Below are 23146 nucleotides of genomic sequence, written 5' to 3' on the forward strand. Positions count from 1 at the left end.
CCTTTCCGGTCGCTCGTGACCTACCTCAAAAACGGTGCTGCTACCGCAACACCAAGCCAACCAACACAAACGGTTAAGCGCTATATTATATCACTTTTTCTTATGTTTATAATGAAAATTTAACCTCAAGCCGCTTCTACCGTTCGCTCCAGATTAAAGGCTTCGTGCAAACTCCGAACCGCAAGTTCCAAATATTTTTCATTCAGAACGACTGAGATCTTGATTTCGGAGGTCGATATCATCTGAATATTAATTCCCTCTTTCGCAAGAGCCTCGAACATCCTGCTTGCAATACCAGCGTGCGAACGCATTCCGACGCCGACCAACGAAACTTTGACGATCTTGTCATCACCGGCGACTTCACGCGCCCCCAGCTCCACGCAGGTGCTCTGTAAAATATCCAGAGCTTTTGCATAGTCATTGCGATGCACTGTAAAAGTAAAATCCGTCGTCGCGTCCTCTCCGATGTTTTGGACAATCATATCGACTTCAATATTCGCATCTGCGACGGGGCCCAAAAGCTTGTAGGCGATACCGGGGCGATCGGGAACCCCCAATATGGTTAGCTTGGCTTCGTCTCGATTGAACGCGATCCCCGAAATTAGCGGCTTTTCCACATTTTTCTCCTCGCAAAAGATTAACGTACCGCAGCCTTCTTTGAAGCTCGAAAGCACCCGCAACGGCACATTGTATTTCCCGGCGAACTCGACCGATCGAATTTGCAACACTTTCGACCCCAGGCTCGCCATTTCCAACATTTCTTCAAATGTAATCCGATCTAGACGGCGCGCGCGTGGCTCAACACGCGGGTCGGTAGTGTACACACCGTCCACATCGGTATAAATCAAACACTCATCGGCTTTCAGCGCGGCAGCCAACGCTACGGCGGTAGTATCCGATCCGCCCCGCCCCAAAGTGGTAATATCGCCATCTTCGGTGATTCCTTGAAAACCGGCCACGACTACCACCTTTCCCCGCCCGAGATCACTCAAAACACGATCAGTGTCTATATTCAGAATTCGAGCCTTCGTATGCGCTCGATCAGTTACGATCTTGACTTGCCCCCCCGTATATGAACATGCCGGGATTCCTTTTTCCTGCAACGCCATACATAGAAGGGCAATTGTGATCTGTTCACCCGTAGCGAGCAGCACATCCAGCTCCCGCGGAGCGGGACGCGTCTGAATTTCGTGAGCCAAGGCCACCAGACGATTGGTTTCTCCGCTCATGGCGGAAACTACAACAACTATGCCTTCGCCTCTCTTCCGCGCTTTCTCAATGTTGTCGGCGACGTGTCTTATTCTATCGACACTACCAACCGACGTACCGCCGTATTTGTGTACGTACAAGGCCATCTTTTCTGCGAAGCTATGTCTGTGATTATGCCGTATAGCGCCGTACCCAATCCGGGACACTCTGCAACGCCGCATCCAACATCGCAGGGTTCGTTCCACCGGCTTGAGCCATATCCGCTCGCCCCCCGCCTTTTCCGCCCACCTGCACGGCCACTGCATTTACCAAATCTCCGGCCTTGATCCGATCAATCTGATCTTTGGTCACTCCTGCGATCAAGGTCACTTTATCTTCTTTGACGGATCCCAAGACAATCGCCGCGCTCCCAAGCTTATTCCTAAGCTGATCCACCAAATCCCTAAGCCCCTTGGGATCGCTTTCGTCAACTTTCGCTGCCAGTACCTTTATTCCGTCAACCGATACTGCCCGCGCGACCAGGTCATCGCCAGCAGCACTTGCCAACTTACCTTTGAGCCGCTCCAACTCCTTCTCCAAGGTACGATTTCTTTCGATGAGCTGGCTTACCTTTTCGTCCAAGGCATCCCGTCCCGCTTTCATCCGCTCGCCGAGAGTATTCAAAATGCGATCGCTCTTTTCTATCCACGCGACTGCCGCCTCGCCGGTAACAGCCTCAATTCTACGAACGCCCGCCGCCACTCCGGTTTCGCTAACGATCTTAAATAAGCCGATGTCACCCGCGCGAGTCACATGAATCCCACCACACAGTTCAGTCGAAAAATCGCCGATTCGAAGGACGCGAACAGTATCCCCATACTTCTCACCGAATAAGGCCATTGCTCCTGCCTTGACGGCAGCCTCTTTCGGCATCAGCTCCGCCGAAACACTCTTGTTTGCACGAATCTGCTCATTTACTAGTCGCTCAATCGTCTCGAGCTGATCCCCGGTCACCGGAGCAAAGTGCGAAAAGTCGAAGCGTAACCGATCGGAATTGACAAGTGATCCCTTCTGCGTCACGTGATCCCCCAGAACCTTCCGCAATGCAGCATGTAGCAAATGGGTCGCGGAATGATTGAGAGCAGTGGCATTCCGAGCTTCGACATCCACCTCCGCTTCACAAAGCAGGCCCGCCGTAAATGTGCCTTTCGATACTCGCCCGATGTGCAGTATCAAATCGCCGGTCTTCTTTTGCGTATCCGCAACCTCGAACACGTTTTCGCCAGCGCGAATCACGCCATGATCTCCGACCTGGCCACCCGATTCGGCATAAAACGGCGTTTTTGCCAAAATCAGAATACCTTCGTCGCCGACCGATAAACTCGTAACGGGCCTGCCATCCCGAAGCACCGCCACAATAGTCGTCTCCTCGCTCGGACTCCGGTACCCGGTGAATTCGCAATGCGCGTCCAGGTGGACATCGTGGGAATAATCGACGCCAAATTGACTGGCCGCGCGTGCACGTTCCCGTTGCTCGTCCATCGCCCTCTCGAAGCCTTCCAGATCCAAGAGTAAACCGTGCTCTCGAGCGAAATCGGCAGTCAGATCGACCGGAAAACCATAGGTGTCATAAAGCTGAAATACTGTCTCGCCCGAAATGGTCTTGCCGCTCATCTCTTTCAAATGCGCGTCGAGCACTTTCATTCCTTGCCCCAAAGTCTCGGCAAAACGCTCCTCTTCTTGCTTCAGAACCCGCTCCACCACCGTCCGAGCCGCAACCAATTCGGGATAGGCATCGCCCATTTGGGCGCAAAGCGGGCCGACCAGGCGATGAAAAAAGACATCCTGAATCCCGAGCTTATAGCCGTGACGAATTGCCCTCCGGATGATGCGACGCAGCACGTAACCACGCCCTTCGTTGGACGGCAGAACACCATCGGTGATCAGGAAGGCACATGAACGAATATGATCGGCCAACACCCGCAGCGAACTGCTATCGGTGGATTCGACCTGGGCCAGTTCTGCCGCGGCCCTTAATAGCGCTTTAAAGATATCGATCTCGTAATTGCTATGCACGCCCTGAACGACAGCGGCGATACGCTCCAACCCCATTCCTGTGTCAACCGACGGCTTCGGCAGCGGTGTAAGCGTTCCGTCGGCAGCGCGATCATACTGCATGAATACGAGATTCCAGATTTCGATGTATCGATCGCCGTCCTCATCGGGCGAGCCCGGCGGGCCTCCCGGAATTCCTTCGCCGTGATCGAAGAAAATCTCAGTGCACGGACCGCACGGCCCGGTATCGCCCATGCTCCAGAAATTATCTTTCGAACCGATGCGTGCAAACCGCGCGGGATCGACACCAATGTCCTTCAGCCAAATCTCCTCGGCCTCTGTGTCCTTTTCATAAACCGTTACCCATAGCCGTTCGACAGGCAGCTTCAAACTGCCGGTCAGAAACTCCCAGGCATAATGGATCGCATCCCGTTTGAAATAATCGCCGAAACTGAAATTCCCCAGCATCTCGAAAAACGTGTGATGGCGCGCCGTATATCCGACATTTTCCAGATCGTTGTGTTTACCCCCCGCCCGCACACAGCGTTGCGCCGAAGCTGCGCGCACGTAAGGCCGTTCTTCTCGCCCCAAAAACACATTTTTGAACTGAACCATACCAGCGTTGGTAAACAACAGAGTCGGGTCATCGGCCGGAATCAAAGAGCTGGATGGAACAATCGTGTGCTGTCGTTCTTCGAAGAACGATAGAAAAAGTGAACGCAGTTCTGCACTGGTCATTTCGCTGCTACCACTCACTGGTTTCATTCTTATTGTTTTTGAGGACTAAACGCTGTCATGACTTTCAAAGACTTGAACTTTCAGATACTTAAATAAAAACCGAATCTGTTCCGACTCAAATCCTCGGCGCCTAAGAAAACGCTCCCGCGCCGCGCGCTCTTTTGGCGAATCCGGAATTGTTTCACCAAATCTTTTGACATAAATTTTATGGATAAGCGCATTCCAATCCCGGCCATCTTCCGCCCCAAAATCCGAATCGATACCATGTTGACGCAACTCCTGTGCGATCCGGTACGGACCGTACCCTTTTTCGGCACGGCTGCGCGCAAGCATTTCAGCAAAACGCCCATCACTCTGCCAGCCTTCCGAAACGAGATCTTCAACAACTTGCTCAACCACAGCCTCCGCATATCCTTTGCGACAAAGCTTCGCCCTCAACTCGGCACGGCTGTATTCACGATGGGAAAGAAGACGGAGGGCGGCAGCTTTCACTGCCCGCAACGAATCGGAAACACTTATCAGGACCCCGCCTCCTGAATTGAATCGGGCGCCGTAGCTTCCGCCACCAACGACTGGACGCCGCCTACGAAGGCTTTTTCACGGATTTGCGATTCGACGCTTTCGGCCAATTCCGGTCGTTCCTTGAGATAATTGCGCGCATTATCCTTACCTTGACCTATGCGCTCTGTCCCCAGACTGTACCAGGAACCCGACTTCTGCAAAATGCCGTAGTTAACCCCTAAATCGACCAACTCGCCTTCATGGGAAACCCCTTCCCCATAAAGAATCTCAAATTCAGCATTTTTGAAGGGTGGCGCCACTTTGTTCTTCACAACCTTGACCCGAGTTTCGTTGCCGACAACCTCGTCTCCATTCTTGATTGCACCCAAACGACGAATATCGAGACGAACGGAAGCGTAGAATTTGAGTGCGTTACCGCCGGTCGTCGTCTCCGGATTACCGAACATTACCCCGATTTTCATACGAATTTGATTGATAAAGATCACCAGGGTATTCGAACGCTTGATATTGGCGGTCAGTTTTCGCAGCGCCTGAGACATCAAACGTGCCTGAAGACCGACGTGGGAGTCGCCCATTTCACCTTCGATTTCCGCTTTGGGCGTTAAAGCCGCGACCGAGTCGATCACAACGACGTCGACACCGCCCGACCGGACCAACATGTCGGCAATTTCCAGCGCCTGCTCACCGGTATCCGGCTGTGACACCAGCAAATCGGCCAGATCGACACCGATCTTCTCGGCATAAACGGGATCGAGAGCATGCTCGGCGTCGACAAAAGCCGCTACCCCGCCCCGTTTTTGAGCCTGAGCGATAACTTCGAGCGTCAACGTGGTCTTGCCGGATGATTCGGGACCGTATATCTCTACGATCCTGCCGCGAGGCAAGCCGCCGCAGCCCAATGCAATATCCAAAGCCAGCGAACCGGTGGGAATCACTTCAAGATCACGCATCGCGGGGACATCCCCCATCCGCATCACGGACCCTTTACCAAACTGCTTTTCGATTTGAGAAAGCGCTGCACTCAATGCTTTCCGCTTGTTTTCGTCCATTAGATTAATACTGACTAAACTATTGTAAATAACGACAAATTATCTCATAGACAAACCGTCGGGAACAGCCTAACGACTCGGTAGATTCCAGATCTTTCGAACTTGATACAGCGAGCCCATCCGGCTGGTCCGGGACTCGACCAGACTGAACGAACGCACGCTCCAGCAGATTGGATCGTCAAGACATCGTGACGAAAGCACCCCTGGACTGCCCTTTCTAGCAACGGTCAGATGCGCCCGGTACGGTCTGTTTTCCGTGACAAATCCGGTTCGTTTCAGTTCGGCGGTTAAGGCGTTGGCTAGATTTTGCAATGTCACCGGCGTACATGTCGGTGACAGGCAGATAATCCCGCTCTTCTTCCAGAACTCGATTCGGTCCAATCTCAGTTCAAATGGCTGCGCGACTATGCCCTCGGCAACTTCATTGACCGACGCTATCCGATCTTCGTTCACCGCCCCCAAAAAAACCAGAGTAATATGAAGATTTTCCGGCTTTACCCATTTACCGGTGGCGGTTTGCTTGAGGGCATCAACAAGACGCGCCAGTGATGCACGCATTTCTTCGTCGGGCCAAAGTGCAAAAAACAAACGAAGCGTTTTAATCTCGGCAGACATCCAGAATTCCTTGAAGCGCAACTCTCACGGCCTGCCGCCTTACTGCGCGCCGATCTCCGCCGAACCGCACGCTTTGCACGCAAAAAATACCGTCATCCCGCTGCCAAGCGAACCAGACGGTTCCGACCGGCTTATCCGGCGTGCCGCCCGTCGGACCAGCGATCCCGCTGACAGCAGCCGCAATGTTCGCGGCACTATGACTCAAGGCCCCAACCGCCATGGCACGAACCGTCTCGCCACTGACAGCGCCGTAAACTCGGAGGGTTTCGGCGGCCACACCGAGCAACTCGCATTTCGACCGGTTACTGTAGGTAACGAACCCACGATCGAACCAGGCGGAACTTCCCGGCACATCAGTGATACAGTGAGACACCCACCCGCCAGTGCACGATTCGGCTAAGACTAACATTCGCCCCTGAAGGCTCAAAGTCTGCCCGACCTCACGTGCCAATTCATACAACGCTTCGTCTTCCGTCATATGTCAGCCATTTGCTCGATCGCAGACCTTAATTCTATCCGATAAACTACTCCAATGACCGATCAAGCGACCCTACTCTCCAAACATACCCCTTTAATGCAGCAATACTTGCGCATCAAGGCCGAACATCCCGAACAGCTACTGTTTTTCCGAATGGGGGATTTTTACGAACTATTCTACGAGGATGCCCGTAAAGCCGCACAACTTCTGGATATCACCCTGACTACTCGGGGCGAGTCGGCTGGTGAACGCATCCCGATGGCAGGTGTCCCCTATCACGCCGTCGATACTTATCTCGCTCGACTGATCAAACTCGGCGAATCGGTCGCCATCTGTGAACAGATCGGAGATCCAGCGGCTTCCAAAGGCCCCGTCGAGCGCAAGGTAGTGCGCATCGTCAGCCCGGGCACGGTCACCGAAGAAGCGTTGCTGGAGGATCGCAAAGAGAGTCTGTTGGTCGCCGTTGTTAAGCTCGGCGAACGTTACGGGGTTGCTGCGCTGGACCTCGCGGCGGGACGATTCACAGTTCAGCAAGTCCAGAGCATGGAAAGATTGGCCGGCGAATTAGAGCGCTTGGATCCTTCCGAGCTACTGATCAGCGAAGACTGGCCGCTTCCGCCGATCATCGCCGGAAGGCGCGGCATCACCCGGCGCCATCCCTGGCACTTCGATCCCGAAAGTGCGCGCCATAAGTTGCTTCGTCAGTTCGGAACTCAAGACTTAACCGGGTTTGGTTGCGAAGAATTACCCGCCGCCGTGGCAGCAGCCGGATGTCTGCTCCAGTATGTTCAGGACACACAAAAGAGCGCACTACCGCACATTCAGGGCCTGAAGACGGAGACCGGCGAAGACAACATCATCCTGGACGCCGCGAGTCGCCGCAATCTCGAACTGGCCTACCATCCATCGGGACAGATCAACCTTACCCTGTTCGGAGTGCTCGACCGAACCTCGACCGCCATGGGCGGACGCCTATTGCGCCGCTGGCTGCACAGCCCTTTACGGGACCAGGATGCGCTTAACCATCGTTACGAAGCCATTGGAGCGCTTCTGAAAGACGCGAGCTACGGTTCTATCCGTGACATGTTGGCGTCTGTCGGAGACATCGAACGCATCGTCGCCCGCATCGCGCTCAAATCGGCCAAGCCGAGGGATCTCGTTGTATTACGAGTATCCTTGCGCGTACTGCCCGAGCTTCTATGTCGACTGGAAACCATGGAGAGCGCCCTGCTAGCCGAGTTACGGCAGCGAATTCAAGAGCACCCTGAAATTTGCCGACTCCTCGAGCGGGCGATCGTAGAGAATCCGCCTATGTTGATCCGCGATGGCGGCGTCATTGCCGAAGGCTACCATCAGGAATTGGACGAATTGCGCGTTCTCAGCCAGGATACGGAACGGTTTCTGATTGAACTCGAGCAGCGGGAACGCCAGAGGACCGGCCTATCGAATTTGAAAGTCGGCTACAATCGTGTACAGGGCTTTTATATTGAACTCCCCCGCACCCAGGCGGACAAAGCCCCTAAAGACTATATCCGCCGCCAGACTCTAAAAGGTGCCGAGCGCTATATCACGCCTGAGCTGAAAGCGTTCGAAGATAAGGTGCTGAGTGCACGAGAGCGCTCCCTAGCCTTCGAAAAGGCCCTATACGACGAACTGTTGGATGTACTCGGCACTCATGTGGGATCGCTGCAGGACTGCGCATCCGGTCTCTCTGAACTGGACGTTTTGGCTAGCCTGGCGGAGCGCGCCGAAAGTCTGAACCTAACCATGCCCAGCTTAGTGCAGGAACCGGGCATCCACATAACGGGTGGACGACATCCCGTGGTCGAAATGGTTACCGACACCCGCTTCGTTCCCAACGATTTGGATCTTGACGCCGACCGCCGCATGCTCATTATCACGGGGCCCAATATGGGCGGAAAGTCCACATATATGCGGCAAACTGCACTCATCGTTTTAATGGCGCACATCGGTAGCTATGTGCCTGCGGAATCGGCGGTGATAGGCCCCATTGACCGAATTTTTACGCGGATCGGAGCCTCGGACGATCTAGCCAGCGGCCGATCGACCTTTATGGTGGAGATGAGCGAGACCGCAAACATTCTCCACAATGCGACATCGTCAAGTCTCGTCCTGATGGACGAGATCGGCCGCGGCACCAGCACCTTCGACGGTTTGGCGCTTGCCTGGGCAACGGCGGATCACTTGGCGCGAAAAATTCAGGCCTTCACGCTTTTCGCGACGCATTACTTCGAGCTTATTACGCTGCCGGAGGAGTGTCCCGGGGTGCAAAACGTCCACCTCGACGCCGTCGAACACGGTGACCGCGTGGTATTTCTTCATGCAGTCAAGGACGGCCCCGCCAACCAGAGCTACGGGCTACAAGTAGCGGCTCTGGCCGGCGTTCCGAAAACGGTGATCGACAAGGCTCGCAAGAAGTTGACGGTTCTGGAAAACCAGACTTACGCCGGACAGCGCAACGATGCACGGCAGTTCGATCTTTTCGTAAACGCCGAACCCCAACCCCATCCGGCGGTAGATTTGTTGAGGTCGATTCAACCGGAGGAAACAACCCCCCGGCAGGCGTTAGATCTACTGTACGCCTTAAAGGAATTGGCGAGCTAGAAAAACCCTGAAGCTGCCTGATGCCGATCGCTCGCTTACTTTTCGGCCTCTTGCGACAAGATCTTCGCCAATTGAGCAGCCGGCACATATCCCGGCAGTATATTCCCTTTCTCCGTGACCAGCATGGGTGTACCGGCGGCACCCATCTGCGTTCCCAAGGCCAAGTGCCGATCTACCGGATTTTCGCATTGACGTTTTTCGATCGTATCGCCACGCTTGGCCTTGGTCAAGGCAGCATTGCGATCCTCGGCACACCATACCGAAACCGCCTTATTGTAAGAATCGGACCCTTCTCCAGTGCGGGGGAAGAACAGGTAACGAATTTCGATACCTTCGGTCAAATACTGATCGATCTCGGAATGTAGCTTACGGCAGTAACCGCAATCGATATCGGTGAATACGTAGACCAAATGTTTGGAGCTCTCGGGCTTGAAGGCTATCATGTTGTTCGAGCCGACATTTTTCAGAGAGCTGATTCGGGCATTAGCCAGCTTACCCTCAGTCAGGTCTTCGCGCGCCTTGATATCGATCATCGAGCCCTGAAACAAATAACGCCCATCCTCCGAGACATAGAACAACTTCGGACCTACGACCACTTCGAAAAGGCCCGCCATGGCGGACGGTGTAATCGAATCCGGCTTGACTCCAGGCAGAGCCTCCTTTAACGCTTGTTCAATGGCTTTATTGTCGGCATTAGTTGCTCCGCAAAACAGAGCCATCATGGCGAAAACTGCAACGCCCCAATATGTTTTCATGAATGTATCCATTTGTTGCTTCGGTTTCGAATTATGTCAGCAGACGTTCGATGTCGAGAATGAATGCGAGACTCATCAAAGATAACAGAATAAATAGGCCGATTTGCTGAAAAAACGCTTGAGTTCGATCCGATACAGGACTTCCTTTTACAGCCTCGATCAAATAGAACATGAGATGTCCACCGTCAAGAACGGGAATCGGCAATAGATTCAAGACCGCTAAACTGACGCTGACAATTGCGAGAAACTTGAGAAACTGGCTCAAGCCGATGCTTGCGGATTTTCCGGCATATTGTGCGATGCTGATGGGGCCACTGAGGTTTTCGATCCCCGCTTTCCCGACCAGCATCCGACCGATCATCTTGAACGTCAAAACCGAGTAGTCACCGGTTTTTTCGATCGCAGCCGCAAAGGCCGAGAATACGCCTAGACGATACTCCACCTGCATCTCATCCACAAGGTGCTCGGGAATCTGAACCGCAGCACCGATTCGCCCGATTCGTCCTTCCTCCGATTCGACCGGTACCGGCGTAATGGAAAGAGAGAAGTGTTGGCCGCCGCGATCCACAACCACTTCGAGTGATCTATCGGGGTTTGCACGCACGATATCCACCCACTCCCGCCATGTCTTGATTGGATTGCCGTCGACATGGACAAGCAAATCGCCTGCTTGCAAACCCGCCTTCTCTGCGGCACCACCCGATTCAATCCTATCGATAACAGGCGGAAGCAGTGGCTCCCACGGGCGGAAGCCAAGATGCTGGTACAAAAGGCTGGGCTGCTGAGCGATCTCCTCCGGTACCAGAAGGGTACGCTGCAGATGCGCACCGTCCTTAGTCTTCACGTCGACGGAAATCGCATCTCCCTCCATGATCTGCTCAAGCAACTCGCCCATGGCCTGGTTCCAGGTAGGCGTTTCTTCGCCCGCCACAGCCATGATCTCGTCCCCCTCAGCAAACCCGACCTGCCCCGCAAGCGAACCGCTGGCCACAGGCCCCAGCACCGGGCGCATCCCGGTTTCGCCGATCATGAAAACAACCCAGTAAATCAGGATCGCCAAGACAAGGTTGAAAAAAGGTCCCGCAAATACGATCGCCACGCGACGGATCAGCGGTTGCCGATTGAAAGCAAAGGGCAGATCAGCAGGTGCAACGGAGCCTTCCCGTTCATCCACCATCTTTACGTAGCCGCCCAGAGGAAGTGCCGCCACGGTAAACTCGGTACTATCACGCGTTCTTTGATGCCGCCAAAGAATCTTTCCGAACCCCAGTGAAAACCGGATTACCTTTACTCCCAACTTCCGTGCGGCCCAAAAATGGCCAAACTCATGAAAGGCGATGAGAATCGTTAACGCGATGAGGAAGTAAAAAAGGGTGTGAAGGAGGGAAAACATGGGAGCGTCAAGACACAGCTAGCCGGTTAATGTACGACTCGGCCGTAGAGCGAGCCATGCGGTCCGCATCGAGAACGGCTTCGATAGTGTCGGCGGGGCCGGGTGCAATAGAGGCCATGCAATGCTTAATTGTCTCCGGAATATGTGTAAATCGTATTTTGTTTTCTAGAAACGATGAAACTGCCACTTCATTAGCGGCATTTAGAATTGCGGGCATCGTGCCTGCGGCGCGGACGGCATCGTAGGCGAGACTCAAACACGGGAAGCGCGCTTCATCCGGAGCCTCGAAATCCAATTGTCTGACACTGAATAAATCCAGAGGTTCCGCACCAGACTCGAACCGGCCCGGCCAGGCCAAGGCATGAGCAATCGGGATGCGCATATCCGGGCTACCCATTTGTGCCAGCACCGTCCCGTCGACGTAATCGACCATTGAATGTATGACGCTCTGCCGATGAATGACCACTTGCACCCGATCAGGCCGCATGTTGAACAACAAGCATGCTTCTATAACTTCCAGGCCCTTATTCATCATGGTAGCCGAATCGACGGAAATTTTCCGGCCCATGACCCAGTTGGGATGGGCGATGGCCTGTTCAGGTGTGACGTCGACCAGTTCATCCAAAGGTTTACGCAAGAAGGGGCCGCCGGAAGCGGTCAGCAGGATTCGCCGAACACCGGAAGCCATCTGACCGGCGCGATAATCCGCCGGCATGCATTGGAATATGGCATTGTGCTCGCTGTCGATCGGCAACAGCTTGGCGCCGGATTTCGCGACTTCGGCCATGAAAAGCTGGCCCGACATCACTAGCGCTTCCTTGTTCGCCAGATACACGGTCTTACCGGCCCGCGCTGCAGCGAGAGTTGGCAGAAGTCCCGCCGCACCGACTATGGCGGCCATGACACCGTCCACTTCCGGCAACATGGCCACTTCCTCCAAAGATCTCGTTCCGCTCAGCACCTCGATTTCCGACACCCCCGCAGCATCAAGTCGCCGTCTAAGCACTTCCGCCTGGCTCTCGCCGAGCAGGACCACGAACCGAGGTTGGAACCGCAGGCATTGTTCATAGAGACGGTCCAAATTGTTATTGGCCGTAAGTGCCACCACCCGGTAAAGGTCCGGATGTCTCGCAACCACGTCGAGCGTGCTGACGCCAATCGACCCCGTCGAGCCCAGAATGCAAATGCCTTCCATTTCAAGGCGCTCCGTTATCCGAGGGAGAGCCGCCTTCGTTTATGGCACCTTCTCCGGTAAAGTCTTCATCGAGCGTCCCCTCATCTTCATAAGGTACGGCTTCTACGGGAACGTCCGTATTCGGCTCTTGTGGAATAACAACACTCGTTTCCAACCCGGCCGACAAAAATATGCCTAGGACCAATGAACCGGCGTAAAAAACAGAAACCGCGGCCAGCAAGCTATCGATCCGGTCAAGGATTCCACCATGCCCCGGCAGAAGCGCGCCGCTGTCTTTGACTCCGCGAACCCGCTTCGCAAGGCTTTCAAAAAGGTCGCCGCAGACTGAAGCGGCCGCCGTGAACAAAGACAGGAAAACGAAGTCGGCCAACGTGATTGCGTCGAGCTTTACGAATAGCCCAACCGAAAGCGCCAAAATCGCGGTAACGAACAAGGCCCCGTAAACTCCTTCGATCGTTTTACCGGGGCTGACCGGCTCCAGCAATTTGGTATGTCCCCAGCGTTTACCCACGAAATAGGCGGCGGCATCGGCCGACCAGACGAGAAATACCAAATAAAGGACCTGTTGCTGATGAAAGTTCAACCTTAGCCAGACCATCAGGATCCATCCGCTGACCAGAACGAGCGCACCGGCCCCGAGTTTCGCAGCAAGCGGATACTTGATTTGAACCAATTTCTCCGGCATTCGGCGGAATGCGATCCCCCACAAGAACCACCAGGCTACCACGGACCAATAAAACCACTGCGGCAGCTCGCCCGGAGCCCAGTCGATCGCGAAATACCGCGCTGCGAACAGAAAAGCGAGAATGACACCAACGAACCCCAAACGCGCAAGGAACCCGCCTAGTCCTGAAAGATTCCCCCACTCCCAGGCGCCAGCCAAAATAATCGCACCCCAAAATACTGCAAAACCGTCAACGGGCAAGAACAAAATTGCGGCAACTATGAGGGGCGCCAGCAATATAGCCGTAATGACTCGATTCTTCAGCATGATTGTCTCGTAAAAAGCAAAATTAACGGGATTCGCCTGTCTTAGGGCAAGCGTTCTCTGAAACCAGATCCTCGACCTGCTCACTGGTATATCCAAAGCGGCGCTGTCGGCTTGCATAGTCGTTCAACGCCAGTTCGAGCGCTTGATCATCAAAATCAGGCCATAAAGCAGGTGAAAAATAGAGCTCGGTATACGCGAGTTGCCACAACAGGAAGTTGCTGATCCGCTGCTCCCCGCCGGTACGAATAAACAGGTCGGGTTCCGGCAAATCCGCCAATGCCAGCTCGGACTCGAACACTCCCGTACTAATGTCCTCGGGGCACAGATCGCCCTGCGCCACTCTTTCCGCAAGCACACGCGCAGCCTGCAAAATGTCCCAGCGACCACCGTAGTTCGCCGCGATCGTCAGATTCAACTGAGAATTTTCGCTGGTCAGCCTTTCGGCAGCCGAAATCTTCTCCTGCAATACCGGTGCAAACGCCGCACGATCACCTATAACCCTGAGCCGTACCCCATTTTCGTTAAGTTTCTCGGTTTCCCGCTCCAGGGTTGTCAAAAACAACTCCATAAGCAGCGACACTTCCTGTGGAGGGCGCCGCCAGTTTTCACTACTGAACGCAAACAAGGTAAGGGCCTCTATGCGGCGCTTGAGGCAACACTCGATCACCTTCCGGACAGCTGCAACGCCCGCGCGGTGCCCGGCCGTACGCGGCAAAAAGCGTTTTTTTGCCCAGCGTCCGTTACCATCCATAACTATGGCGATATGGCGGGGCATGCGGTAATCATCGATAGGGACAGCGGGCTTTTCCATTTTGGATTTCGAACCGATCATCATTATTTTGGAAAACTACGCGCCTCACCGGCTCCGATCGAAGTCGATTCGCCGGCGCACCATCGAATATTGACTGACAATAACTGACGACTGAGTCGAAATTGGACACGATGGGAAGGGACCACTCGAATCTTATATCGCCAGGAGGTCCGCTTCCTTTTCGCTCAGCAAAACATCGATTTCTTTGATGTACTGATCGGTCAGTCGTTGAATCTGCTCCTGGCTACGACGCTCCTGGTCTTCGGAGATCTGTTTGTCCTTTAGCGCAGCCTTGAGCTCATTATTGGCATCGCGTCGTATATTACGAACCGCAACCCGGGCATTCTCCGCCTCTTGGCGCACAACCTTGATCAGATCTCGCCGCCGTTGCTCGGTCAGCGGTGGCATCGGAACGCGAATGACCGCGCCCGCCGTTGAAGGATTCAAGCCCAGATCCGATGTCATGATCGCCTTTTCGATTGCCTGAACCATACTACGTTCCCAGGGGGTCACAGTCAGGGTACGGGCATCTTCGACGGCCACATTGGCGGTTTGCGTCAACGGAACTTCGTTCCCGTAGTACGACACCATTATGTGATCCAAAAGGCTTGGATGGGCTCGGCCGGTCCTGATCTTGGCAAGCTCATGCTTGAGCGCCTCGATACTCTTCTTCATTCGCTCCGTAGTCCGTTTTTGAACATCGTCGATCATGGCTATTTACCGGTTTCAATTAAGGATCCAATATCCTCGCCCAGAACCACACGCATGACAGCGCCTGGCTCGAACACATTCATCACTCTCAGCGGCATGTTATGGTCGCGGCACAAAACCAGCGCCGTGGCGTCCATCACATTGAGACGTTGATCCAAAGCCTCGTCATAAGTCAGCCTCGAATAGAACCGCGCCTTGGGATCCTTGAGCGGATCCGCCGAATAAACGCCCTCTACTTTAGTGGCCTTGATAAGCAGTTCGGCATTAATCTCGATCGCACGGAGACTTGCGGCCGAATCCGTCGTAAAAAACGGGTTACCGGTACCGGCGGCGAAAACGACAACGCGCCCTTTTTCGAGATGACGAACTGCACGGCGCCGAATGTAGTCCTCGCAAACCTGGTTAATCTTCAGGGCCGACATGACACGGACGGGCTGACCAAGTTTTTCGAGAGCATCCTGCATGGCGAGGGCATTTAGCACCGTGGCCAACATACCCATGTAATCCCCGGTTACCCGATCCAGGCCTTCCGAAGCCTTTTCCGAGCCACGGATGATGTTGCCCCCTCCGATGACCAGCCCCACCTGGACACCGATCCGACACAGATCGTTTATTTCGTGCGCAAGACGTTTAATCGTTTGTGGGTCGATGCCACTTCCCTGTTCACCCATTAGCGCCTCGCCACTGAGTTTCAGCAGAATTCGGGTGTATTTGGGCGCACTCATTGGTTCAAATTCTGTGTTGTCGCTTGGTTATCCGCAAGTCCCTGGCGGATGCCGCGGAAGGCACTCGCGCCAGGGTTCCAGTCAAGCAGGGTCTCAGCTATTCCTGACTTGTGCCATCACTTCTTCGGCAAAGTTGCTTTCGGCCTTCTCGATGCCTTCGCCAACTTCGAAACGAACGAAGCGTCCAACGCTAGCTCCCCGACTGCTCAGCAACTTACCAACCGTTTGATCGGGATCTTTGACAAAGGGCTGGCCCAACAAGGTAACCTCCCCGAGAAACTTCTTGATTTTGCCCTCAACCATCTTCTCAACGATATTGGCAGGCTTCCCTTCGGCTTCGGCCTGGGCCTTGGCAATCTCCCGCTCCTTAGCCACGGTTTCCGCGGGCACGTCCTTATCTTCGACGCATAAGGGTTTGCTCGCCGCGACGTGCATGGCGATATCCCGACCCAAGGCCTGATCACCGCCTATCAATTCCACCAGGACACCGATCCGGGTGCCGTGCAGATAACTGGCGACAATCCCGCGTTCCGACGTAATGCTTTCGAATCGACGGACGTTTATGTTCTCACCGATCTTGGCAATCATCGCCCGACGCGTTTCCTCCACACTGGAACCGGTAGACGGTATCATCGTAGCGAACAGGTCCTCGAGCGAACCAGCGGTCGAATCCAACGCGGTTTCCACGACCTTATCGGCGAAATCCGTGAAATCATCGCCTTTGGCGACGAAATCGGTCTCGCAGTTGATCTCCAGGATCACCGCACGCTTACCGTCGGCACTCGTCCTTGTCGAAATCAAGCCCTCGGCGGCGGTACGACCGGACTTCTTATCCGCTTTTGCAAGCCCCGCTTTCCGCATTAACTCGACTGCGGCCTCCATATCGCCACTGGCTTCCTGCAACGCCTTCTTGCATTCCATCATCCCCGAACCGGTGCGTTCGCGGAGTTCCTTCACCATTGCGGCACTGATATTCATTGACCGAACCTCATCTTTGTTTGCTTAGCATCGCATTCAAGCATTTACGCTTATAAAAACGCCCCCTGATGGAGGCGCTCTGAACTTCAGGCACGAAGAACGCGGCCTTACTCGGCATATGTGCTACCCGCTTCCTCAGCGGCATCCGAACTTGCCTCGGTATTGGACTCCATCTCGACAAATTCGTCTTCGCCGCCGGCAAAATCGAGACTGTGCGCCTTGCCCTGCAGGATCGCCGTCGCAGCATTTTGCGCATACAGCAGAACGGCACGAATCGAGTCGTCGTTGCCCGGTATGACATAGTCAATGCCGACGGGGCTGTTGTTGGTGTCGACAATACCGACGACCGGAATGCCCAGCTTTTTCGCTTCGCTGATAGCGTTCTTTTCATAGCCCACGTCCATGACGAACAAAACGTCCGGCAGTCGGTCCATATCCCGAATTCCGCCCAAACTGTGCTCCAGTTTCTCCAGTTCGCGCATCATGCCGAGAGCTTCCTTTTTGTTGAAGCGATGTAAACGACCGTCATCGCGCATCGCTTCCAGTTCCTTCATCCGGGCTATGGATTGCTTGATAGTCTTGAAATTGGTGAGCATTCCGCCCAACCAGCGATAATTCACGTAAGGCATGCCACAGCGCTTGGCTTCATCTTCGATGACCTTGCGAGTGGTCCTCTTGGTTCCGACGAAAAGAATTCTGCCTCGATTGGCCGCTTGCTGTTCGAGGTATTTCATGGCTTCGTCGAACAGAGGTATGGTCTTTTCCAGATTGATAATATGGATGTTGCTCCGCGCACCGAAAATATACGGAGCCATCTTGGGATTCCAATAGCGCGTCTGGTGACCGAAGTGTACGCCGGCCTCCAACATTTGGCGCATGGTTACATTGGACATTCAAATCTCCTAATGAACTCTGCCGGTCTGAACCGGCCATGGGTTGAGCCTCCACGCATCCCGACCTGCGACCCAATCACAAGTATTCGGCACCCCGCAGAGCGTGACGATGCGTGTGTGTTATTGCCAAAAATAGCAGCGCTTTATACCATAACCTGCTTTATTCAACAATCCGACCCTTTCCCGCACATCGCTCCGCCGAGCGCCAAAGAACCAACGAATCCCGCGATGAGCACCATCCTGAAAACACCCGCCGAAATCGAAAAAATGCGTGTCGCCGGCCGACTCGCTGCGCAAGTCCTGGAAATGATCGAGCCCTTCGTGACCCCCGGAATTACCACCGAAGAGCTGGATCAAATTTGCCACGATTACATTGTTGACGTACAAAAAGCCATTCCCGCTCCCCTGAATTACAAAGGATTTCCCAAATCCATCTGCACCTCGATAAACTATCAGGTGTGCCATGGCATACCTGGCCCGAAAAAGCTCAAAAGCGGCGATATCGTGAACATCGACATCACGGTCATCAAGGATGGCTATCACGGTGATACCAGCAAGATGTTCCTCGTCGGCGATGTACCCATACGCGCCAGGCGCCTGATCAAAATTTGCCAGGAATCCATGTATCTCGGGATTCAGCAGGTGCGTCCGGGCGGGCGGCTGGGCGACATCGGCTTCGCCATCCAGCGGCACGCGGAATCTCATGGCTATTCTGTGGTACAGGAATTCTGCGGCCATGGTATCGGCCGTAATTTTCACGAAGATCCGCAAGTGCTTCACTACGGCAAATCCAATACCGGAATGTTGCTGGAACCGGGTATGATTTTCACCGTCGAACCCATGATCAATTTGGGAAAGCGCTATGTAAAAATTCTTCCGGATGGATGGACCGCCGTTACCAAAGACCACAGCCTGTCCGCGCAATGGGAGCACACTGTTTTGGTAACGGAGGATGGCTACGAAATCCTCACCCTGCGCCAAGAAGAGGCAAACGAGATTGAAAACGGCCGACTCAAACTCGCCGGATTATAATGGTATCCTCTCGTCCGCCGAGCACATCAGGTCGCTTCGAGAACATATTCAACAGCATAACGAGGAGCTTACCGGACGCTTTCACGCCGGCATTCCTGCCGCTGACCTGATTCGGGCCCGCTCCGATTTTATGGATGAACTGTTGGGAGCGTGCTGGAACCATTTTCTCGGACCCGAGGCGCAGCAACTTGCACTCGTCGCGGTGGGCGGCTATGGCCGACGCGAACTTCATCCTTATTCCGACATCGACCTTTTGATTCTTCTCGATGCTCATTGCAGCAGCGGTGCCCGAGCGGAAGATTCGGCCTATCGACAAAGTCTGGCGGAGTTTTTCAATTTGCTGTGGGACATCGGCCTAAAACCCGCGCACAGCGTTCGCACGATCGACGAGTGCGTGGAGCAGGCCCGGCAAGATCTGACGGTCATCACCAACCTCATGGAATGCCGTCTTCTCGACGGCTCTCCCGCATTATTCAAAGAGTTGTGGGCGCGCATCGGCCCCGAACATCTCTGGTCCTCGCGAGAATTCTTCGAAGCCAAGATGGCCGAACAGGCCGCCCGCTATGCCAAATACCACGACACGGCCTACAATCTCGAACCCAATATCAAGGAGGGGCCGGGAGGGCTCAGGGACATTCAGATCATCGGATGGATCATCAAGCGCCATTACAATGCGTCGAATCTGAACGACCTGCTTCTGCACGGCTGGCTGACCGAAGCCGAGCACGGGGAACTCATGCAGGCGCAGCATTTTCTCTGGCAACTCCGTTTCGCCCTGCATACTCTGACCGGTCGCTGCGAAGACCGTTTGCTGTTCGAATATCAAAAAGAACTTGCACGCAAATTCGGTTACCAGGATCCCAACGTCAACCAGGCCGTAGAGCAATTCATGCAGCGTTACTTCCGCACGGTCATGGGACTCGAGCGACTGAACGAAATGCTGCTGCAACTGTTCAAGGAAGCCGCACTACACCGCGACGAGGATGCCGTCATCCTGCCGATCAACAAAAACTTTCAGGCGGTCAACAACTACATCGAGGCGCTGCATCCGAACGTGTTTCGGGAACAGCCTCTCGCCCTACTGCAAATTTTCCTCCTTTTGCAGCAAAACTCGGGCTTGCTGGGCATACGCGCCGCCACCATCCGACTCATCCGTCAGCACCTGTATCTGATCGACGAGGGATTCCGCAGCAACCCCGAAGCTTGCCGGCTGTTCATGGAAATCCTGCGTCAGCCCGGCGGCATCACGCACCAACTGCGGCGCATGAACCGCTACGGCATCTTGGCGGCCTATCTGCCGGCTTTCGGCCACGTCGTCGGACGCATGCAATACGATCTATTCCACGTCTACACCGTGGACGAACATACGCTATTCGTCGTCCGCAATCTCAGAAGATTCGCGCTCGAAAAACACAAGGCCGAGCATCCCCTGTGCACCGAAATTTTTCAGATTATCGAGAAACCGGAACTACTCTACATCGCGGGCTTGATGCACGACATCGCGAAAGGGAGCGGCGGCGATCATTCCACGGTAGGCGCGAGGATTGCAGGGGATTTTTGCCAACGCCACGGCATAAATCGTCGGGATACCGATCTGGTCAAATGGCTGGTCCAGAACCACTTGCTCATGTCCATGACGGCTCAGCGCAAGGACATCAGCGATCCCGACGTCATTCATGAGTTCGCCACTGCCATCGGAAACCAGGAAACGCTGAATTATCTCTATCTTCTGACCGTGGCGGACATTCGCGCCACCAATCCGAACCTGTGGAACTCCTGGAAAGACGCCTTGCTCAAGGAGCTGTATCTCACGACGCGCTGGGCATTCCGCCGCGGACTTGCAAAACCGCTCGAACAACAGGAAAAGATCAATGAGGTTAAATCGGAAAGCCTTGCTCTGCTCAGACGCCTTGGCATCAGTGATAGGACCATCGAAAATGTCTGGCAGATGGTCAACGACGAATATTTTCTGCGTTATTTAGCGGAAGAAATTGCCTGGCATACGGTGGCCATCAGCGCCTGCAAGCCGGGAGATTTGCCCTTGGTCCTGTTGCGCCCGGTCAGCCAACGGGGCAGCGCGGAGATTTTTCTCTATGCGAAAGACCAGGATTTCATATTCGCCTACAGTACGGCGGTGTTGGACCAGCTCGGACTGACTGTGTTCGATGCCAAGATTATCACCTCGGCGGATGGCTACGTGCTGAACAGCTATCATGTGCTCGAGCAGACTGGGGAGCCGATCAACGATCACCTCAGGCAAGCCCAAATTTGCAGCCGCTTGCGGGCGTGCCTACAACACCCGAGCTGTACGCCGCTTCGGGTCCACCGGCGCGAACCGCGGGAAATACGACATTTCACGGTGCCCACTCAGATCTATTTTCACGATGATCCGCAAAACCGTTACTCGATACTGGAACTGGTCACCACTGACCGCCCCGGCCTTCTGTCAAAGGTTGGTCAAGCTTTCAGGCAATGCGATATACGGCTTTACAATGCAAAAATCTCCACCATTGGCAGCAGAGCCGAAGACATATTCTATATCACCGACCACCAGGATCGTCCCTTGGACATCGACCTCCAGAAACGCCGCCTGAGCGAAGCGATCATCACGCTGGTAGGGCCCAGCTGAGTTATTTCCACGTATGTTCCCGAAAAATACGATCAGTACGTCCGATTTTCGTCAAATTCCCGTGTTATCCTTGCCGTAACCCGTGAATGGATCATTCCTTTTGGAGGCTAGGTTTCCAGCTATGATCGGAGGACAGAACCATGCCGACGGTTGCAGATCCACTACTCGAAAACTGGTATCAAGATGCCGAGACCGGAAGATCGTTCCGTGTTGTGGCCATGGACGAGGATAATGACTCGATCGAAATCCAGTACCTTAACGGCGATCTGGGTGAATTCGACTTCGCTTCCTGGTACGAGTCGCCGTTTATCCCCATAGAGCCGCCCGAGGATTGGAGCACCCCGTTCGACGATGTTGAACTCGATGACCTCGGCTATACCGATCCGGATTTGCACGCACCGGATCAGCGCGATCTCACTCTGGACGATTTCTTAAACGACGAAGACGAGCATTGATTTCCGCTTAAATTCAAGTTTGCATCGTCCCCGGGACGATCACGACGCGACAAACGCCAGGTATCGCTCCATAAGCCCGAAAGTTTCGGCCACCGGTTTACAGGTTAGATAGCCTTGGTAAGTGTTCACTGCCTTCTCGAGCCCGGGTTTTTTACGAAACGCAGCCAAGCCATGATCGGCTAACAGGAGAATATAGGGAAAACTTGCCTCGGTTAAAGCAATGGTAGAAGTTCTGGGATAAGCCCCGGGCATGTTGGTCACGCAGTAATGAATAACGCCGTGCTTCTCGAAAACCGGATCCGAATGGGTCGTGGGGCGCGACGTCTCCACGCACCCCCCTTGGTCGATACTGACGTCGACGATAACGGAACCGGGCTGCATTGACCCGACCATGCTCTCGGTAATCACATAGTCGGCCCTGGCTCCGTGCCGCAAGACGGCGCCGACGACAAGGTCGGCTTCTCGCACATGCGCGGCCACGGCATCCGGCTCGGACATAAAGAACTCGAGATCCGCTGCGATTTCGCGCTGCATTTGCTTACCCTTGGCTTCGTCGATTCCCGCAACCGAAACTCTAGACCCGAGGCCCCGTGCCGTTTGGGCAGCGTGAAAAGCGACGACACCGTCGCCCACGATCAAGACCCGTCCGTGGCGCCCCCCCAGAACCTTACCGAGCTGTACACCCCTACCGCCATTGAATTCGGCCAAATAGTATGCACCCATCAATGCCGCCATGTTTCCCGCGACTGCGCTCATCGGTGCGAGAATCGGCAAGCGTCCGGATTCGTCCTCCAAGGTTTCATACGCCACCGCTGTGGTGTGGCGCTCCAGTAAAACCTCGGTAAGTGAACGGGGAACTCCCGCAAGATGGAAAAAAGTGAAAACGATCTGATTTCGGAGATAAGCGTACTCTGACTCCAAGGGTTCCTTGACCTTCAGAACCAGATCCGAGTTCCATGCCTCCTCTACACTGCAAATACGAGCACCCATTTCAAGATATTCCTCGTCCATGAACCCGGAACCGAGCCCGGCGCTGGCTTCGATCAAAACCTCGTGCCCCGCCTCGACCAGCTTCGAAAGGCAATACGGAGTCAATGCGACACGGTTTTCATTATTCTTGATTTCTTTAGGTACCCCGATTCTCATAACAGCATGCAGCTCACCTGAACGTTGAAACTTCTGAACGATTGTATACGCACGAACGGACCCAAACACCTTCGAACCGTCCAGAGCTCATCCATTCTTCCGGCTCTAAGCGGCGCTTATACGCCTGGCTCGAAACCACATACTCCCGCTATAACAATCGAT

The 23146-nt window shown here is 54.3% G+C and carries 20 protein-coding genes; 4 read left to right on the forward strand and 16 right to left on the reverse strand.

Annotated elements, in window-relative coordinates; translation table 11 throughout:
- Positions 1-125: 125 nt before the first annotated feature.
- The 6 genes from sS8_RS12830 to sS8_RS12855 form a co-directional block, all read right to left on the reverse strand.
- Positions 126-1355 carry an aspartate kinase gene (locus sS8_RS12830; RefSeq protein ID WP_119629975.1) on the reverse strand — a complete coding sequence of 410 codons (1230 nt, stop codon included), beginning with the start codon at positions 1353-1355 and terminating at the stop codon, positions 126-128.
- A gap of 25 nt (positions 1356-1380) precedes the next feature.
- Entirely contained in the window at positions 1381-3981 is a 2601-nt protein-coding gene (gene alaS, locus sS8_RS12835; protein ID WP_119629976.1) for an alanine--tRNA ligase, read from the reverse strand.
- A gap of 45 nt (positions 3982-4026) precedes the next feature.
- Positions 4027-4473 carry a regulatory protein RecX gene (locus tag sS8_RS12840; protein WP_170161068.1) on the reverse strand — a complete coding sequence of 149 codons (447 nt, stop codon included), beginning with the start codon at positions 4471-4473 and terminating at the stop codon, positions 4027-4029.
- A 26-nt stretch (positions 4474-4499) separates the two neighbouring features.
- Positions 4500-5552, reverse strand: coding sequence for a recombinase RecA (recA, locus tag sS8_RS12845; RefSeq protein ID WP_119629978.1), 1053 nt, complete (start codon positions 5550-5552; stop codon positions 4500-4502).
- 69 nt (positions 5553-5621) lie between these two features.
- Positions 5622-6167: an RNA 2',3'-cyclic phosphodiesterase gene (gene thpR, locus sS8_RS12850; protein ID WP_119629979.1), complete on the reverse strand. Its 546-nt coding sequence runs from the start codon at positions 6165-6167 to the stop codon at positions 5622-5624.
- The gene (locus tag sS8_RS12855; RefSeq protein WP_119629980.1) at positions 6151-6645 is read right to left on the reverse strand and encodes a CinA family protein; all 495 of its coding nucleotides are present in this window, start codon (positions 6643-6645) and stop codon (positions 6151-6153) included. The genes thpR and sS8_RS12855 overlap by 17 nt, the downstream gene beginning before the upstream one ends.
- A 54-nt stretch (positions 6646-6699) precedes the next feature.
- Between sS8_RS12855 and mutS the strand changes: the two genes are divergently transcribed.
- The gene (mutS, locus tag sS8_RS12860; RefSeq protein ID WP_119629981.1) at positions 6700-9270 is read left to right on the forward strand and encodes a DNA mismatch repair protein MutS; all 2571 of its coding nucleotides are present in this window, start codon (positions 6700-6702) and stop codon (positions 9268-9270) included.
- Between the two features lie 35 nt (positions 9271-9305).
- Here the strand turns inward: mutS and sS8_RS12865 are convergent, their stop codons facing one another.
- The 9 genes from sS8_RS12865 to rpsB all read right to left on the reverse strand — a co-directional run bounded on the left by sS8_RS12865 (position 9306) and on the right by rpsB (position 17722).
- A complete protein-coding gene (locus tag sS8_RS12865) occupies positions 9306-10025 on the reverse strand; it encodes a DsbC family protein (RefSeq protein ID WP_119632765.1) in 720 nt (239 codons plus the stop codon).
- Positions 10026-10056: 31 nt separating this feature from the next.
- On the reverse strand, positions 10057-11418 hold the full coding sequence (gene rseP, locus sS8_RS12870; RefSeq protein ID WP_119629982.1) for an RIP metalloprotease RseP: 1362 nt from the start codon (positions 11416-11418) through the stop codon (positions 10057-10059).
- Positions 11419-11425: 7 nt separating this feature from the next.
- Complete coding sequence (gene ispC / locus sS8_RS12875; RefSeq protein WP_119629983.1) at positions 11426-12613, reverse strand: 1-deoxy-D-xylulose-5-phosphate reductoisomerase; 1188 nt, start codon at positions 12611-12613, stop codon at positions 11426-11428.
- A 1-nt stretch (position 12614) separates the two neighbouring features.
- Positions 12615-13604 carry a phosphatidate cytidylyltransferase gene (locus sS8_RS12880; protein ID WP_170161069.1) on the reverse strand — a complete coding sequence of 330 codons (990 nt, stop codon included), beginning with the start codon at positions 13602-13604 and terminating at the stop codon, positions 12615-12617.
- A gap of 22 nt (positions 13605-13626) precedes the next feature.
- Entirely contained in the window at positions 13627-14415 is a 789-nt protein-coding gene (gene uppS, locus sS8_RS12885; RefSeq protein WP_119629985.1) for a polyprenyl diphosphate synthase, read from the reverse strand.
- Between the two features lie 153 nt (positions 14416-14568).
- On the reverse strand, positions 14569-15126 hold the full coding sequence (frr, locus tag sS8_RS12890) for a ribosome recycling factor (protein ID WP_119629986.1): 558 nt from the start codon (positions 15124-15126) through the stop codon (positions 14569-14571).
- Between the two features lie 2 nt (positions 15127-15128).
- Positions 15129-15851: a UMP kinase gene (gene pyrH, locus sS8_RS12895; protein WP_119629987.1), complete on the reverse strand. Its 723-nt coding sequence runs from the start codon at positions 15849-15851 to the stop codon at positions 15129-15131.
- Positions 15852-15944: 93 nt separating this feature from the next.
- Positions 15945-16829: a translation elongation factor Ts gene (gene tsf, locus sS8_RS12900; protein ID WP_119629988.1), complete on the reverse strand. Its 885-nt coding sequence runs from the start codon at positions 16827-16829 to the stop codon at positions 15945-15947.
- Positions 16830-16936: 107 nt separating this feature from the next.
- Complete coding sequence (gene rpsB, locus sS8_RS12905) at positions 16937-17722, reverse strand: 30S ribosomal protein S2 (RefSeq protein ID WP_119629989.1); 786 nt, start codon at positions 17720-17722, stop codon at positions 16937-16939.
- Between the two features lie 228 nt (positions 17723-17950).
- On the opposite strand from rpsB, the gene map reads away from it, so the two are divergent.
- The 3 genes from map (at position 17951) to sS8_RS12920 (ending at position 21838) form a co-directional block, all read left to right on the forward strand.
- Complete coding sequence (gene map, locus sS8_RS12910; RefSeq protein WP_119632766.1) at positions 17951-18754, forward strand: type I methionyl aminopeptidase; 804 nt, start codon at positions 17951-17953, stop codon at positions 18752-18754.
- A gap of 4 nt (positions 18755-18758) precedes the next feature.
- Complete coding sequence (glnD, locus tag sS8_RS12915; RefSeq protein WP_331852290.1) at positions 18759-21383, forward strand: [protein-PII] uridylyltransferase; 2625 nt, start codon at positions 18759-18761, stop codon at positions 21381-21383.
- 140 nt (positions 21384-21523) lie between these two features.
- Positions 21524-21838 carry a DUF6763 family protein gene (locus sS8_RS12920; RefSeq protein WP_119629991.1) on the forward strand — a complete coding sequence of 105 codons (315 nt, stop codon included), beginning with the start codon at positions 21524-21526 and terminating at the stop codon, positions 21836-21838.
- A 39-nt stretch (positions 21839-21877) separates the two neighbouring features.
- On the opposite strand, the gene ald is transcribed toward sS8_RS12920, so the two are convergent.
- On the reverse strand, positions 21878-22984 hold the full coding sequence (gene ald, locus sS8_RS12925) for an alanine dehydrogenase (protein WP_119629992.1): 1107 nt from the start codon (positions 22982-22984) through the stop codon (positions 21878-21880).
- Between the last annotated feature and the right edge of the window lie 162 nt (positions 22985-23146).

The organism is Methylocaldum marinum, assembly GCF_003584645.1.
Taxonomy (GTDB): Bacteria; Pseudomonadota; Gammaproteobacteria; order Methylococcales; family Methylococcaceae; genus Methylocaldum; species Methylocaldum marinum.

Coding starts and splice junctions, on each gene's coding strand:
- sS8_RS12830 (WP_119629975.1), bottom strand. CDS start 1,355: ATGGCCTTGTACGTACACAAATACGGCGGTACGTCGGTTGGTAGTGTC.
- alaS (WP_119629976.1), bottom strand. CDS start 3,981: ATGACCAGTGCAGAACTGCGTTCACTTTTTCTATCGTTCTTCGAAGAA.
- recA (WP_119629978.1), bottom strand. CDS start 5,552: ATGGACGAAAACAAGCGGAAAGCATTGAGTGCAGCGCTTTCTCAAATC.
- thpR (WP_119629979.1), bottom strand. CDS start 6,167: ATGTCTGCCGAGATTAAAACGCTTCGTTTGTTTTTTGCACTTTGGCCC.
- sS8_RS12855 (WP_119629980.1), bottom strand. CDS start 6,645: ATGACGGAAGACGAAGCGTTGTATGAATTGGCACGTGAGGTCGGGCAG.
- mutS (WP_119629981.1), top strand. CDS start 6,700: ATGACCGATCAAGCGACCCTACTCTCCAAACATACCCCTTTAATGCAG.
- sS8_RS12865 (WP_119632765.1), bottom strand. CDS start 10,025: ATGAAAACATATTGGGGCGTTGCAGTTTTCGCCATGATGGCTCTGTTT.
- rseP (WP_119629982.1), bottom strand. CDS start 11,418: ATGTTTTCCCTCCTTCACACCCTTTTTTACTTCCTCATCGCGTTAACG.
- ispC (WP_119629983.1), bottom strand. CDS start 12,613: ATGGAAGGCATTTGCATTCTGGGCTCGACGGGGTCGATTGGCGTCAGC.
- sS8_RS12880 (WP_170161069.1), bottom strand. CDS start 13,604: ATGCTGAAGAATCGAGTCATTACGGCTATATTGCTGGCGCCCCTCATA.
- uppS (WP_119629985.1), bottom strand. CDS start 14,415: ATGGAAAAGCCCGCTGTCCCTATCGATGATTACCGCATGCCCCGCCAT.
- frr (WP_119629986.1), bottom strand. CDS start 15,126: ATGATCGACGATGTTCAAAAACGGACTACGGAGCGAATGAAGAAGAGT.
- pyrH (WP_119629987.1), bottom strand. CDS start 15,851: ATGAGTGCGCCCAAATACACCCGAATTCTGCTGAAACTCAGTGGCGAG.
- tsf (WP_119629988.1), bottom strand. CDS start 16,829: ATGAATATCAGTGCCGCAATGGTGAAGGAACTCCGCGAACGCACCGGT.
- rpsB (WP_119629989.1), bottom strand. CDS start 17,722: ATGTCCAATGTAACCATGCGCCAAATGTTGGAGGCCGGCGTACACTTC.
- map (WP_119632766.1), top strand. CDS start 17,951: ATGAGCACCATCCTGAAAACACCCGCCGAAATCGAAAAAATGCGTGTC.
- sS8_RS12920 (WP_119629991.1), top strand. CDS start 21,524: ATGCCGACGGTTGCAGATCCACTACTCGAAAACTGGTATCAAGATGCC.
- ald (WP_119629992.1), bottom strand. CDS start 22,984: ATGAGAATCGGGGTACCTAAAGAAATCAAGAATAATGAAAACCGTGTC.